Raw genomic sequence first — 14,710 nt, forward strand, 5'->3', positions numbered from 1 at the left:
TGTGAGCAGGCCCTTGGGGTCCCTGTCCTTGGGTTTCTGTCATGTCCAGGACGCTAGGTGCCGAACCTGGCAGGGAGCTGAGAGGAGTCTGTGGGCTGCTGTTGAATGAGCCCGTAGATTTCGGCGCGGGCCTGGGCGATTTCCTCCTCGGTGAACGCGCCGTACTCCCGCTCGTGCCGCTCCAGCTCCTGGTCGACCAGCTCGCCCCGCAAACACTGGGCCACGGCCTCCGCTTCCACTTGGCCAGTCGGAAGCGTGATGGTCACTGGTGATGTATCACCACCCACAGCGTGAAGAATAGAGAAGGCCCTCGTACCGCGCGGCAGCTGCCGAACCGTACGAGGGCCCTCCCCCGATCACTACCCGTACTACTACTCGCCCGACTTCGCGACCGGCTTCCGCAGCGCGATGTTCAGCTCCCGCAGCCGCGACTCGTCCAGCTCGCTCGGCGCGTTCATCATCAGGTCCTGCGCGTTGCCGTTCAGCGGGAAGGCGATCGTCTCCCGGATGTTCGGCTCGTCCGCCAGCAGCATCACGATCCGGTCCACGCCCGGCGCGATGCCGCCGTGCGGCGGGGCGCCCAGGCGGAACGCCTTCAGCATGCCCGCGAACTCGTGCTCCACCGTCTCGCGCTCGTACCCGGCGATCTCGAACGCCTTGATCATCAGCTCGGGCTCGTGGTTACGGATCGCGCCCGACGACAGCTCGATGCCGTTGCAGACGATGTCGTACTGCCAGGCGAGGATGTCCAGCGGGTCCTTCGTCTCCAGGTCCGCCATCCCGCCCTGCGGCATCGAGAACGGGTTGTGCGAGAAGTCGATCTTGCCGGTCTCCGCGTCCGCCTCGTACATCGGGAAGTCGACGATCCAGCAGAAGCGGAAGACGCCGTCCTCGAAGTGGCCCGCCCGGCGAGCCGCCTCGACGCGGACCGCCGCCATGATCTTCGAAACCTCTTCGAACTCGCCCGCGCCGAAGAAGATCGCGTGGCCGGGAGCCAGCGAGAGCCGCTCCGTCAGGACCTTGACGTTCTCCTCGGTGAGGAACTTGGCGATCGGCCCCGTAAGTGCTCCCTCCGGGCCGACGCGCACCCAGGCCAGGCCCTTCGCGCCGTGCTCGACGGCGAAGTCGCCGAGCCCGTCGAAGAACTTCCGCGACTGGCCCGCCGTGTCCGGCACCGGCAGCGCCCGTACGTGCTTGCCCGCGAAGGCCTTGAACTCCGAGCCCTCGAAGACGTCCGAGATGTCGACGAGCTCCAGCTGCGCGCGCAGGTCCGGCTTGTCGGTGCCGTACTTCACGATCGCCTCACGGAACGGGATCCGCGTGAAGGGCGAGGTGACGTGGCGGCCACCGCCGAACTCCTCGAAGAGTTCCGTCATCAGCTGCTCGATCGGCCGGAAGACGTCCTCCTGCTCGACAAAGCTCATCTCGACGTCGAGCTGGTAGAACTCGCCCGGCGAGCGGTCGGCGCGCGCGTCCTCGTCGCGGAAGCAGGGCGCGATCTGGAAGTACCGGTCGAAGCCCGAGACCATCAGCAGCTGCTTGAACTGCTGCGGAGCCTGCGGCAGCGCGTAGAACTTGCCGGGGTTCAGCCGGGAGGGGACCACGAAGTCACGTGCGCCCTCCGGCGAGGTCGCCGTCAGAATCGGCGTGGCCATCTCGTTGAAGCCCAGCGCCGTCATCTTGTGCCGCATCGCCGAGATCACGGCCGTACGCAGCATGATGTTGCGGTGCATGCGCTCGCGGCGCAGGTCGAGGAAGCGGTACTCCAGCCGCCGCTCCTCGTTCACCCCGTCCTCGGTGTTGACGGTGAAGGGCAGCGGTCCCGCCGCGCCCAGCACCTCGACCTCGGAGACCTCGATCTCGATCTCGCCCGTCGGCAGGTCCGGGTTGACGTTCTCCGCGCCGCGCGCCGAGACCTGGCCGTCGACCCGTACGACGGTCTCCTTGGTCAGTTTGGAGAGCGCCTCGTTGGCGGGGGTGCCGGGGCGGGCGACCAGCTGCGTGATGCCGTAGTGGTCGCGCAGATCGATGAAGAGGATGCCGCCCAGGTCTCGCCGATTGTGCAGCCAGCCGCTCAGCCGGACGTCGGTGGAGACGTCAGAGGCGCGGAGCTCGCCGCAGGTGTGGGACCTGTACCGATGCATCGTCGTTCATCCAGTCTTAGCGATTCGGGGGTGGGCAGAGGAGCACAACGCTTGCAAGGTTACCGCCCGGCCCATGTTTGACTTATTGACATATGCATGCCATCGCCATTCACTGCCGTTCACCGGCATCGCACCTTCGGTTTGGCAGGCAGCGGCGCGGAAGACCGGAATAAAGTAAGGCAATGCGCACCGAGGACATCCTGGCAGCGATCGCGACCGGCCTGTGGCGGTGGGACAACGCAACCGGGACGGTCACGCTCGACGCGGAGGCCACCCGGCTGCTCGACCTCCCCTTCGACCCGCCCCTCGCCAACGGGGAGGCCGAGTTCCACGAATCCACCGTGCGCTCCCGTTTCCACCCGGTCGACTGGAACGAGATAAACGGAATCGTCACCCTCGCGACCGCGGAAGGGACCGTCGCCGAGGTCCGGCTGCGGGTCGTCGACGAGGCCGGGCACGTCCTGCGTACCGTACGCAGCCGCTCCAAACCGTCCATCCGCAATGGCGACTATGTACTCGTCGGCATGATCCAGGAGGTCGCCGAGCCCCAGCCGGGCACGACCACCGGCCAGAGCCACATCACCGGCGACTGGCGCCGCTCCCGCGAGGCGTTCCTGCTCGACGCCGGCCGGGCCCTGGCCGAGGCACGCTCCACCTCGGAGGTGCTGCGGGTCGCCGCGTCCCTGTCCATGCCCGGTTTCTCGCCGGACGGCCTCGCCGTCTTCGGCGTGTCGGGCGACCGGCTCACGATCATCGGCCACCACGGCCACAGCGCGGGCGACGACGGCCCCTTCACGGACATGCGGCTGGACGCGGACTATCCGGCCGCCGAGGTCGTACGCACCGGACGGGCGTGCTACCTGCCGAGCCCGGCGGAGTACCGCCGCCGCTACCCCGGCACCTGGCCGCTCGCGCAGCGCTTCGGCCGCCAGTCCTGGGCCTTCCTGCCGCTGGTCGTCGCCGGGCGCACGATGGGCGCGTGGCTGGCGGCGTTCAAGCACCCGGTCGGCTTCACCCCGGACGAACGGTCCGTCCTGACGACGGTCGCCCGGATGCTGGCGCAGGCGCTCGCGCGCGCCGGGACCGCCGAGTCGGAGCGCGAGCTCTCGCTCGGCCTGCAGCGCTCGATGATGCCGACCCTCGGCCCGGAGATTCCGGGGATGTCGGTGGCCGCGCGGTACATCCCGACCGGCGGCGGGCTTCAGGTCGGCGGCGACTGGTACGACATGATCCCGCTGCCCGGGAGAGACAGATTCGCCCTGGTCATCGGCGACGTGCAGGGCCACGATGTGCGTGCCGCCGGGCTCATGGGGCAGCTGCGGATCGCTCTGCGCGCGTACGCCTCCGAGGGGCACCGGCCGGACGCGGTGCTCTCCCGCGCCTCGCGCTTTCTGCACGGCATCACCGATACGTACGAGGAAGGCGACCACACCAGCCCGCGCTTCGCGACCTGCCTCTACCTGGAGGTCGAACCGGCCACCGGACAGGTCGAGCTCGCGCGGGCGGGCCACCCGGAGCCGGCGGTGCGAATGTCCGACGGCACGGTGCTGCTGCGGCCCACGGCGGGCGGGCTGCCGCTGGGCATCGAAGCGGACACGGACTACCCGACGACCCGGTTCGTGCTGGAGCCCGGCGAGACGATGATGATCTGCACGGACGGGCTGCTGGAGACCGGCGGCCACGATCTCGACACGGGCTGGGCGCGGCTGCGGACGGTCCTCGAAGAGTACGTGGAGGAGGAGTACGCAGAGGAGGACGGCGCTGAGTACGGCGCGGAGTACGGCCAGTATGCGGAAGGCACCCAGGGCCGCCTGGAGGAGCTCGCCGACACGCTCGTACAGGCCGTGCACGGTCCCCGTTCGCACTACACCACCGGCCCGCTCGTGGACCGGCGCGAGGACGACATCGCGGTACTGCTGCTCCGCCGGGACGGGATGCCCACGCGCGAGGCCCCGCGGCGTACGGCGATAAGCGTGGCGCAGGCCGAGCCGGAGCGGGTCGCGTCCACCCGGCAGCAGGTGCGGGAGCTGCTGCACGACTGGACCGACGAGGAGAAGGTCTACTCGGCGGTGCTGCTGGTCTCCGAGATGGTCACCAATGTGCTGGTCCACACGGACGGCGACGCGCTGCTGGTGGCCGAGGTGAGCCAGGTGAAGGACGAAGCTGTGCGGCATCGGCTGCGCGTCGAGGTCACGGACGCGAGCGACGAGCTGCCGCACACGCGGCGGCCCGGCGAGATGGCGTCGTCGGGGCGGGGGCTGATGCTGATGGAAATACTGGCGGACGCGTGGGGGGTGGATCCGCGGGGCCAGGGGAAGTCGATCTGGTTCGAGCTCTACGAGTCGGACGGGGACGGGGACGGGGAGGTGGAAGCCGAAGTCGTCGCGGAGTAGCGCGTCCGCAGCTCGCCGAGCACGCCGAAAGCCGCAGCCGTGAGCGGTACGGCGAGGAGCATCCCGAGAATCCCCGCCACCCCCGCCCCCGCCGTGATCGCCAGCATCACGACGACGGGGTGCATCTGCACCGTACGGCTCTGGATCACGGGCTGGAGCACATGCCCCTCCAGCACCTGCACGGCCAGCACCACCCCCAGCGCCCAGAGCGCGATCACGAAGCCGCGGTCGGCGAGCGCGACGAGGATGGCGACGGTGCCGGAGATGAAGGCGCCGAGGTACGGGATGTACGCCCCGACGAAGACGAGCGCGCCGAGCCCGACGGCGCCGGGGACGCGCAGGATCAGCAGCCCGGCGGTGATGCAGATGGCGTCGATGAGCGCGATGAAGGTGGTCCCGCGCATGAACCCCTCGACCGCCTCGAAGGCGCGCCGCCCCACGGCCTCGACGGCGTCTCCGGTCGCGGGGGGCGCGAGGGAGCGGAGGGCGCCGACGGCCTTGTGCGAGTCCCGCAGGAAGAAAAAGATGAGCAGCAGCGCCAGCACGGCGGTGGCGAGCATCTCGCCCACCACGCTCAACCCGCTGACCACCCCGGACGCGGCGGTCCCGCCGAACCTGCCGAGCAGTTCCTTCGCATTGGCCGCGATGTCGTCCAGCGAGGTCCCGGCGGCCCCGAACCGTCGGGAGAGATCCCTGGCGGCCTGCCGTACGGAGGCGACGATCTGATCGCCGGTCTCGATCAGCGCGCTGACGACGATGTACGTGGCCCCGCCCGCGACGGCCAGGACGGCGACGCAGGTGAGCCCGGCGGCGAGCGACCGGTGCATCTTCATCCGTACGAGCCGCCGGTGCAGGGGCCCGAGGAGGGCCGTCCCCAGGATCGCGAGGAGTACGGGCGTAACGGCGGTCCTGAAGACGCCACAGAGCCAGATCCCAATGGCGACCACGCCCGCGACAAGCAGCACGACGCCGCACCAGGCGGCGATCCGCCGGGCGACGAGGGGAAGGAGCGGCAGCTCGGAACTCTGCACGGTCCCACGGGACCACGGTGGTGGGCGGGCGGCCTGCTGGGATACCCCAGCCGGGTGTCCCGGCCCGGGGGCGCTGCCCTCGGGCCCTTGTCGGGGCTCCGCCCCGAACCCCGCGCCTCAATCGCCGGCGAGGCTTGAATTGCCCGGCAATTCAAGCCCGTCTGGGGGTCCCCCCACGCCCTCAGGGCGTAGGGGGAGATTGAGGACACCGCCCGAAGGGCGGTACGGGGGTCCAGGGGGTCCAGGGGGCGAAGCCCCTTGGACCCTCAGGCGCGGTCCGCCGGAACCGTTCCCAGGCGCCCCGCCTGAAAGTCGTCAAACGCCTGCTGCAACTCCGCGCGACTGTTCATCACAAATGGCCCATAGTGCGCCATCGGCTCCCGGATCGGCCGTCCGCCCAGCAGCACGACCTCCAGATCCGGGGTGTTCGAGTCCTGGGACTCGTCCGCCCGCACCGTCAGCGAACCGCCCGCGCCGAACACCACGGTCTGACCCGTGCCGACCGGACGGCGCTCCGCACCGACCGCGCCGCGCCCCGCCATGACGTACGCCAGGCCGTTGAAGTCCTCGCGCCACGGCAGCGTGACCTCCGCCCCCGGCCGCAGCGTCGCGTGGATCATCGTGATCGGGGTGTGCGTGACGCCGGGGCCCTCGTGTCCGCCGAGGCCACCCGCGATGACGCGCAGCAGCGCGCCGCCGTCGGGCGAGGTCAGCAGCTGGACCTCGCCGCCGCGGATGTCCTGGTAGCGGGGGGCCATCATCTTGTCGCTCGCGGGCAGGTTCACCCACAGCTGGAGCCCGTGGAAGAGCCCGCCGGACACGACGAGCGACTCCGGCGGCGCCTCGATGTGCAGCAGCCCGGAGCCCGCCGTCATCCACTGGGTGTCGCCGTTGCGGATGGTTCCGCCGCCGCCGTTGCTGTCCTGGTGGACGAAGGTTCCGTCGATCAGGTACGTGACGGTCTCGAAGCCCCGGTGCGGATGCCACGGGGTGCCCTTCGGCTCGCCCGGCGCGTACTCCACCTCGCCCATCTGGTCCATCATGATGAACGGGTCGAGGTACTGGTAGTTGATCCCGGCGAACGCGCGGCGCACCGGGAATCCTTCCCCCTCGAAGCCTCCCTGTGCCGTACTCACGGCGAGCACGGGGCGCGGCACCGCCTCGGCCGGCGCGGAGACGCGCGGCAGAGTGAGCGGGTTCTCGACAGTCACTGCGGGCATTACGTACCTCCTGGTGCGGCACAGTTTAGTTGAATACTGAACTTCACGCCACCCGCACAACAGAAGGAACCCGGAGGACATTCCCTCCGGGTTCCGCACCTGAGCCGCCCAGCGGCCGTCAGTCGGCCATCAGCCGTACATGCGCCGCATCGCGAAGTCGACCATCTGCTCCACGGCCTTCGCGTCGAAGACCATCCGGTGGTCGCCCTCCATGTCGAGGACGAAGCCGTACCCGGTCGGCAGCAGGTCGATCACCTCGGCCCCGGTGATCACGAAGTACTTGGACTCCTTGCCCGCGTATCTGCGCAGTTCCTTGAGCGAGGTGAACATCGGGATCACCGGCTGCTGGGTGTTGTGCAACGCCAGGAAGCCGGGGTTGTCACCGCGCGGGCAGTAGACCTTCGAGGTCGCGAAGATCTGCTGGAAGTCCTCCGCGGACAGCGACCCGGTGGTGAAGGCCCGCACCGCGTCCGCGAGCGAGGGAGGCGACGGCTCGGGGTACAGCGGCTGCTCCCCGTACGAGGGCTGCTGCGGTACATACTGCTGCTGCTGTTGCTGAGCGCCCGGATTCTGGTCGTAGCCGTACATGCCCGCAAGAGTACTGAGTCACAGATGACCCATTAGGGGTTGCATCTTATTACCGACGGGTAGCATCATCGGAGCTACTTACTGGTATATGGATGAACAATCCCCTCCCGATCCTTACGGAGCCGTCGCCATGGGGCACTACAAGTCCAATCTCCGCGACATCGAGTTCAACCTCTTCGAGGTCCTCGGACGCGACAAGCTGTACGGCACCGGCCCGTTCGCGGAGATGGACGCCGACACCGCCAGGACCATCCTCGCCGAGGTCGCCCGCCTCGCCGAGAACGAGCTCGCCGAGTCCTACGCGGACACCGACCGCAACCCCCCGGTCTTCGATCCGGCCACCCACACCGCCCCTGTGCCCGCGTCCTTCAAGAAGAGCTACGACGCCTTCATGGACTCCGAGTACTGGCGGCTCGGCCTGCCCGAGGAGATCGGCGGCACGACTTCCCCGCGCTCCCTGATCTGGGGTTACGCGGAGCTGCTGCTCGGCGCCAACCCGGCCATCTGGATGTACTCCTCGGGCCCGGCCTTCGCCGGCCTCCTCTTCGAGGAGGGCAATGAGGTCCAGAAGAAGATCGCCGAGATCGCCGTGGAGAAGCAGTGGGGCTCCACCATGGTCCTCACCGAGCCGGACGCCGGTTCGGACGTCGGCGCGGGCCGCTCCAAGGCCGTCCAGCAGGACGACGGCTCCTGGCACATCGAGGGCGTGAAGCGCTTCATCACCTCCGGTGAGCACGACCTCTCCGAGAACATCCTTCATTACGTACTGGCCCGCCCCGAGGGCCACGGCCCCGGCACCAAGGGCCTGTCGCTCTTCCTCGTACCGAAGTTCCACTTCGACTGGGAGACCGGCGAGCTGGGCGAGCGCAACGGCGTCTACGCCACGAACGTCGAGCACAAGATGGGGCTCAAGGCCTCCAACACCTGCGAGCTGACCTTCGGCGACCAGGGCCCCGCCAAGGGCTGGCTGATCGGCGACAAGCACGACGGCATCCGCCAGATGTTCATGATCATCGAGTTCGCCCGGATGATGGTCGGCACCAAGGCGATAGCCGCCCTCTCCACCGGCTACCTCAACGCCCTGGAGTACGCCAAGGAGCGCGTCCAGGGCCAGGACCTGGTGAACTTCGCGGACAAGACCGCGCCGAAGGTCACCATCACCCACCACCCCGACGTACGCCGCTCGCTGATGACGCAGAAGGCGTACGTGGAGGGCATGCGCGCCCTCGTCCTCTACACCGCCTCCGTCCAGGACGACATCGCCGTCAAGGAGGCCGAGGGCGAGGACACCAAGGCGCTCGTCGCGCTGAACGACCTGCTGCTCCCGATCGTGAAGGGCTACGGCTCCGAGAAGTCGTACGAGCTGCTCGCCCAGTCGCTCCAGACGCTCGGCGGCTCCGGCTATCTGCAGGAGTACCCGATCGAGCAGTACATCCGGGACGCCAAGATCGACACCCTGTACGAGGGGACGACGGCGATCCAGGGACAGGACTACTTCTTCCGGAAGATCGTCCGCGACCAGGGCCAGGCGCTCAACACCCTCTCCGAGGAAATCAAGAAGTTCCTGGCGGTCTCCACGGGCGGCGAGGAGCTGGCCCCGGCCCGCGACGCGCTGGCCAAGGCGGCGGTGGACCTGGAGGCGATCGTCGGCACGATGACGAACGACCTCATCGCCACCGGCGAGGACGTCAAGAACATCTACAAGGTGGGCCTCAACACCACCCGCCTGCTGATGGCCTCGGGCGATGTGGTCGTCGGCTACCTGCTGCTGCGCGGCGCGGCCGTCGCGGCGGAGAAGCTGGAGGCGGCGTCCGCCAAGGCGGTGCCCGCCAAGGATGTGCCGTTCTACCAGGGCAAGATCGCGGCGGCGAAGTTCTTCGCCGCGAATGTGCTGCCGGGCGTCTCGGCGGCGCGCGCGCTCGCCGAGACCGTCGACGCCTCGCTGATGGACCTGGACGAGGCGGCGTTCTAGCAACCCTGCCTTGAGTGCTGGTCTGCGGCCCGCCCCTTGCCGGGGCGGGCCGCTGCCGTCCGTCTCGTTAAAGTGAACCCATGAGCAGCGATACGGCCGCCGCACGCTTCGATCGCGGCCACACCGACGACCTGATGTCCTTCCTGGCGGCCGGCCCGTCCCCGTACCACGCGGTGGCCGCCGCCGCCGAACGGCTGGAGAAGGCCGGTTTCCGGCAGGTGCAGGAGACGGACGCCTGGGAGGGGACGACCGGCGGCAGATATGTGCTGCGCGGCGGCGCGATCGTCGCCTGGTACGTGCCCGAGGGCACCCAGCCCCATACGCCGTTCCGGATCGTCGGCGCGCACACCGACTCGCCGAATCTGCGGGTGAAGCCGCTGCCGGACACCGGTTCGTACGGCTGGCGGCAGATCGCCGTCGAGGTGTACGGCGGGACGCTGCTCAACACCTGGCTCGACCGCGATCTGGGGCTGGCCGGGCGGCTTTCCCTGCGCGACGGCTCGCACCGGCTGGTGAACGTGGACCGGCCGCTGCTGCGCGTACCGCAGCTGGCGATCCACCTCGACCGGCAGGCCAACGACGGGCTGAAGCTCGACCGCCAGAAGCACATGCAGCCGATCTGGGGACTCGGCGAGGTCGCGGAGGGCGATCTGATCCGCTTCCTGGAGCAGGAGTCGGGGATCGAGGAGGGCGAGGTCACCGGCTGGGACCTGATGGTGCACGCCATCGAGCCGCCCGCCTATCTGGGCCGGGACAGGGAGCTCCTGGCCGGGCCCCGGATGGACAATCTGCTGTCCGTCCACGCGGCGACGGCGGCGCTCGCGGCGGTGGCGGTCGCCGACGGGGACCCGGACCGGAATCTTCCGTACATCCCGGTGCTCGCCGCCTTCGACCACGAGGAGAACGGCTCCCAGTCGGACACCGGCGCGGACGGGCCGCTGCTCGGCTCGGTGCTGGAGCGGTCGGTGTACGCGCGCGGCGGCTCCTTCGAGGACCGGGCGCGCGCCTTCGCCGGGACGGTCTGCCTGTCCTCCGACACCGGCCACGCCGTGCACCCCAACTACGGTGAGCGGCACGACCCCACGCACCACCCGCGGGCGAACGGCGGCCCGATCCTCAAGGTCAATGTGAACCAGCGGTACGCGACCGACGGCAGCGGCCGGGCGGTGTTCGCGGCGGCCTGCGAGCGGGCCGGGGTGCCGTGGCAGACGTTCGTGTCGAACAACGCGATGCCGTGCGGCACGACGATCGGCCCGATCACCGCCGCGCGGCACGGCATCCAGACGGTCGACATCGGGGTCGCGATCCTGTCGATGCACAGCGCGCGCGAGCTGTGCGGCGCGGACGACCCGTATCTGCTGGCGAACGCGCTGGTGGCGTTCCTGGAGGGCTGAGCCCGACACTTTCAGCCCCTCCGGCGATTGAGGAGCTGGGGGTCCCCCCACGCCCGCCAGGGCGTAGGGGGAGGGTGAGGGGGCAGCGCCCCCGACACGGGCCCGGGCCCAGCTACCGGAGCTCGCGGCTACGCGTCCATCCCGGCCAGTACGAGCGGCAGCCTCGCCACTCCGCCCTCGCTCACGCGTACCGGAACTCCCCAGTCCTGCTGGTGCACATGGCAGGCCGGGTACTCGTTCGCGGGATCGTCGTCGCAGGACGCCGCCATCGCCGAGACATGCAGGACGCCCTCCGCCACCGCCGGGTCGAACTCCAGCACACGCGAAAGGCCGGTGCCCGCCCCCTCGCCCCCGATCAGCAGCCCGGGCGGCGTCGAGGAGACCAGCAGCCGCGTCGAGGGCCCGTACCGGGTGTCGAGCTTCTGGCCCGCCGGGGCCTGGAAGACCACGTCCAGCTGGAGCTTCCCCGGCGCGACTTCGGTGGCTGCGCGCTGCGTGCGGTGGGCGACCGCCTCGACGCGCACAGCCTCCTCCGGCAGCCGCAGCCACGTCAGCCGGTGCCTGGCCGACTCCACCACCACGATGTCGTCCCCGACCAGCACCGCCCCGCTCGGCTCCCGCAGATCGGTGGCCAGCGTGGTCACTTCGCCGCTCGCCGGGTCGTAGCGGCGCAGGGCGTGGTTGTACGTGTCGCTGATGGCGACCGAACCGTCCGGCAGCGCGGTGACCCCCAGCGGATGCTGCAGCAGGGCCTGCCCGGCGGGGCCGTCCCGGTGCCCGAAGTCGAAGAGCCCCGCGCCCACGGCCGTATGCACCACCAGGTCACGGTCGATCCAGCGCACCGAGGAGGTCTCCGAATCGGCGATCCACAGCCGGTCCTCGGTCGCGGCGAGCCCGGAGGGCTGCGCGAACCACGCCTCGGCCGCGGGCCCGTCGACAAGCCCTTCATTCGTGGTCCCGGCCGCGGCCTCGACCGTCCCGCTCGCCGGGTCGTACGTCCACAGCTGGTGTACGCCGGCCATCGCGATCCACAGCTTGTCACCCCACCAGGCCACGTCCCACGGCGAGGAGAGGGCCACATCGAGCGCGGGACCGCTCGTGGGCGCGCCCTGCCACCACTGCTTTCCGGTGCCCGCGAGCGTCTCCAGGGCGCCGGTCCCAGGGTCGTACGCACGGATGGCGTGGTTCACGGTGTCGGCGACCGCCACCCGCCCGTCGGGCAGCAGCGCGAGCCCCTGCGGCTCGTTGAGTATTCCTTCACCTGTACGTCGTACGACGGCGGCGCCGTCCGGCTCCAGCTCGACCAGCTGATCGCGGGTGGAGTCGGAGACGAGGAAGTTCCCGGAGGGCAGCAGGACGGCCTTGCCGGGGAAGCGCAGATCGGTCGCGACAGGCTCGGGCGCGACATACGGCCCGTCGCCGCGCCGCAGGGTGCCCTTCGCGCCGTGCTCGGCCTCCAGCTCCTCGACCAGCTTCTCGATGGCGTGAGCATGCCCCTCGCCCGCGTGCTGGGCGACGATATAACCCTCGGGGTCGATGACGACGAGCGTGGGCCAGGCCCGTACGGCGTACTGCTTCCAGGTGACGAGCTCGGGGTCGTCCAGCACCGGGTGGTGCACCTGATAGCGCTCGACGGCGTCGACGACGGCCCGGTGGTCCGCTTCGTGCACGAACTTCGGCGAGTGGACCCCGATGATCACCACCGTGTCGCGGTGCTTCTCCTCAAGCTCTCGCAGCTCGTCCAGGACATGCAGACAGTTCACACAACAAAATGTCCAAAAATCGAGGACGACGATCCGTCCTCGCAGGTCAGCAAGGGTGTATTGGGTATCGCCTGTATTGATCCAGCCGCCCTTGCCGATCAGCTCGGGGGCCCGAACGCGTGCACGTGTAGCCATACCTCCATCCAACCGCACCCATGCGGGTACGCATTCCACCATGAAATACCTCGTACGCGACAAGCTCTTCTCGATCGGTGACGATTACTGGATCGAGGACGAGCGCGGGCAGCACGCCTTCCTGGTCGACGGCAAGGCGCTGCGCCTGCGCGACACCCTGGAGCTCAAGGATCCGGCCGGCCGGGTGCTGATCACCCTGCGCAAGAAGCTGTTCAGTCTGCGGGACGCGATGACCATCGAGCGGGACGGCGAGACGCTGGCCACGATCCGCAAGAAGCGGCTGTCGCTGCTGCGCAATCACTACCGCGTGACGCTTGTCGAGGGCACGGAGCTCGATGTCAGCGGCCGGATCCTGGACCGGGAGTTCACGGTCGAGTACGACGGGGAGCTGCTGGCGCACATCTCCCGGCAGTGGTTCCGGGTGCGGGAGACGTACGCCGTGAATGTCGTACGGGAGGACGCGGACGCGGCACTCCTGATCGCGATCGCGGTCTGTGTGATCCGGATGGCGGAGAAGGAACGCGAGGGCACAGTCGAGGGCGACGGCGACTGAGCGACCGGGGGTCCGGAACCCCGCGGTTCCGGACCCCCGCGCGTATTGCTTGGCTTACTTGGTTACTTGGCTTACTTGGCCGTGGTGCCGGAGGCGGTGAGCACACCGGCGCCGGTGCTGCTCGCCAGCTCCGTCGGCAGTTTCGCCGCCGAGGTCTGGAGCCCGGCGGTGTTGACGGGCGTCCAGTTGACGGTCGTCTTCATCTTCTTCGAGTTCGCGGCGTTGTACGCGGCCACCAGGTCGGTCGCCGTCCCGTTGACGACGTTCCCGGCGCCCGCGACCGAGCCCGTGCCGTCACCACTCAGCAGCTGCGCGACCTTGCGGTCGGACGACAGCTTCCAGTAGTTGTGCTCCGCCACCACCTGGGCCTTCGCGCGGGAGTCGATGGTGTACTTGGCCGCGTAGCCGTTGAGCGGCGTCGTGTCGAAGTAGTTGTTGTAGATGTGGACCTGGCCGATCCGGGCCAGCGGCACGCGCTGGGTGATGCCCTTCCACACGTTGTGGTGGATCGAGACACGCAGCTTGCCGACGCTGTCGGTGTCGGTGTCGCTGGCGCCGATCAGCATCGTCTTGTCGTGACTGCTGAACAGGTTGCGCTCGACGGTCACCAGGTCGGAGCCCTTGGTGATGTCGAGGGCGCCGTCGTGGACCTGGTACGGGCGGCCGAAGTACGTCTTGCCGCCGCTGTCGAACGCCGGGGCGTCGCTGAAGGTGTTGTGGTCCGCCCACACATGGGTCGCGCCACGCAGACCCACGGAGTCGTACGCGGAGTTCCAGTTGCCGGTGGAACCGTCGGTCGGGTCCCACTGCGGGAAGCAGTCCTCGGTCGCGCTCAGGTTCAGATTGCGGATGATGACGTTGTTCACGTCCTGGACCAGCAGATTGCCGCCGATGATCCCGGCGTTACTGCCCGGCACACCCACGATGGTGGTGTTCGAGCCCACCCGGAACTGGATGTTCTTCTGCTGCTTCGCCTTGGCGGCGTCGCGGGCCTGCTCCTGCGTGCCCGACGGCAGCTTCTTGCCCCAGGTCGCGGGGTCGTACGCCTTGAGGTAGGCGCTCAGGGAGTAACCGGTGCCGGCGGCGTAGTCCGCGCAGGTCACCTTCTTCCCGGCGTCGTTCGTATTGGCGTCGATCGTCCCCGAGATCTGAATGATCTTCGGCGTCGAGTCGGTGTCCGCGCCGAGCGCCTTCATCAACGCCGCCCGGGTGGAGACGGTGAAAACGTGCGCGGAGTCCGCCTTCGAACCGCCGGTGGTGCCGGAGCCGTCGGCCGCCCAGCCGTCCTTCGCGGGGAGGACCTGGTGGGACAGATCGACGGCCGCGCTCGCGTTCATGGCGAGCAGGCCCGCACCGAGACCTGCGGCGGCCACGGTGGCGGCCGAGATCAGGACGGTGCGCCGTCGGCGTGTCGACCGACGGTGAGTGGTGGGGGATGCCACGGATGTGTCCTTACATCGTTCGAATGCAGCACGTGATGCGGAGGAAGCCCCGGGGAACCAGGGCTTCCGCCTGCC

Annotated in this window: 11 protein-coding genes; 4 read left to right on the forward strand and 7 right to left on the reverse strand. The window is 69.2% G+C overall.

Annotated features, from left to right (window positions below; translation table 11 throughout):
- Nucleotides 1-53: 53 nt before the first annotated feature.
- A complete protein-coding gene (locus ACIHCQ_RS02355) occupies nt 54-224 on the reverse strand; it encodes a hypothetical protein (RefSeq protein ID WP_399656949.1) in 171 nt (56 codons plus the stop codon).
- Nucleotides 225-371: 147 nt separating this feature from the next.
- Complete coding sequence (gene aspS, locus ACIHCQ_RS02360) at nt 372-2,144, reverse strand: aspartate--tRNA ligase (RefSeq protein ID WP_399656951.1); 1,773 nt, start codon at nt 2,142-2,144, stop codon at nt 372-374.
- A 182-nt stretch (nt 2,145-2,326) separates the two neighbouring features.
- On the opposite strand from aspS, the gene ACIHCQ_RS02365 reads away from it, so the two are divergent.
- Nucleotides 2,327-4,537 carry a SpoIIE family protein phosphatase gene (locus tag ACIHCQ_RS02365; protein ID WP_399656953.1) on the forward strand — a complete coding sequence of 737 codons (2,211 nt, stop codon included), beginning with the start codon at nt 2,327-2,329 and terminating at the stop codon, nt 4,535-4,537.
- Here the strand turns inward: ACIHCQ_RS02365 and ACIHCQ_RS02370 are convergent.
- The 3 genes from ACIHCQ_RS02370 to ACIHCQ_RS02380 all read right to left on the reverse strand — a co-directional run bounded on the left by ACIHCQ_RS02370 (nt 4,480) and on the right by ACIHCQ_RS02380 (nt 7,376).
- Nucleotides 4,480-5,553 (reverse strand): AI-2E family transporter, encoded by a 1,074-nt coding sequence (locus tag ACIHCQ_RS02370; protein ID WP_399657578.1) that lies wholly within the window; start codon nt 5,551-5,553, stop codon nt 4,480-4,482. The genes ACIHCQ_RS02365 and ACIHCQ_RS02370 overlap by 58 nt on opposite strands.
- Before the next feature lie 281 nt (nt 5,554-5,834).
- Nucleotides 5,835-6,788 carry a pirin family protein gene (locus ACIHCQ_RS02375; RefSeq protein ID WP_399656955.1) on the reverse strand — a complete coding sequence of 318 codons (954 nt, stop codon included), beginning with the start codon at nt 6,786-6,788 and terminating at the stop codon, nt 5,835-5,837.
- A gap of 129 nt (nt 6,789-6,917) precedes the next feature.
- Nucleotides 6,918-7,376, reverse strand: a complete 459-nt coding sequence (locus ACIHCQ_RS02380) for an SseB family protein (protein WP_399656957.1) — start codon at nt 7,374-7,376, stop codon at nt 6,918-6,920.
- A 130-nt stretch (nt 7,377-7,506) separates the two neighbouring features.
- Here ACIHCQ_RS02380 and ACIHCQ_RS02385 point away from each other — a divergent pair, with 130 nt between their 5' ends.
- Nucleotides 7,507-9,348 (forward strand): acyl-CoA dehydrogenase, encoded by a 1,842-nt coding sequence (locus ACIHCQ_RS02385; protein WP_399656959.1) that lies wholly within the window; start codon nt 7,507-7,509, stop codon nt 9,346-9,348.
- Nucleotides 9,349-9,428: 80 nt separating this feature from the next.
- Nucleotides 9,429-10,742 carry a M18 family aminopeptidase gene (locus ACIHCQ_RS02390; RefSeq protein ID WP_399656961.1) on the forward strand — a complete coding sequence of 438 codons (1,314 nt, stop codon included), beginning with the start codon at nt 9,429-9,431 and terminating at the stop codon, nt 10,740-10,742.
- Between the two features lie 128 nt (nt 10,743-10,870).
- Here the strand turns inward: ACIHCQ_RS02390 and ACIHCQ_RS02395 are convergent, their stop codons facing one another.
- Nucleotides 10,871-12,640 carry an NHL domain-containing thioredoxin family protein gene (locus ACIHCQ_RS02395; protein ID WP_399656963.1) on the reverse strand — a complete coding sequence of 590 codons (1,770 nt, stop codon included), beginning with the start codon at nt 12,638-12,640 and terminating at the stop codon, nt 10,871-10,873.
- 40 nt (nt 12,641-12,680) lie between these two features.
- Here ACIHCQ_RS02395 and ACIHCQ_RS02400 point away from each other — a divergent pair, with 40 nt between their 5' ends.
- A complete protein-coding gene (locus ACIHCQ_RS02400) occupies nt 12,681-13,193 on the forward strand; it encodes an LURP-one-related/scramblase family protein (RefSeq protein ID WP_399656965.1) in 513 nt (170 codons plus the stop codon).
- 71 nt (nt 13,194-13,264) lie between these two features.
- Here ACIHCQ_RS02400 and ACIHCQ_RS02405 read toward each other — a convergent pair whose 3' ends face one another.
- Nucleotides 13,265-14,635, reverse strand: a complete 1,371-nt coding sequence (locus ACIHCQ_RS02405; RefSeq protein WP_399656967.1) for a polysaccharide lyase family 1 protein — start codon at nt 14,633-14,635, stop codon at nt 13,265-13,267.
- Nucleotides 14,636-14,710 lie beyond the last annotated feature (75 nt).

Origin of the sequence: Streptomyces sp. NPDC052236 (assembly GCF_044548015.1) — a bacterium.
Lineage (GTDB): Bacteria > Actinomycetota > Actinomycetes > Streptomycetales > Streptomycetaceae > Streptomyces.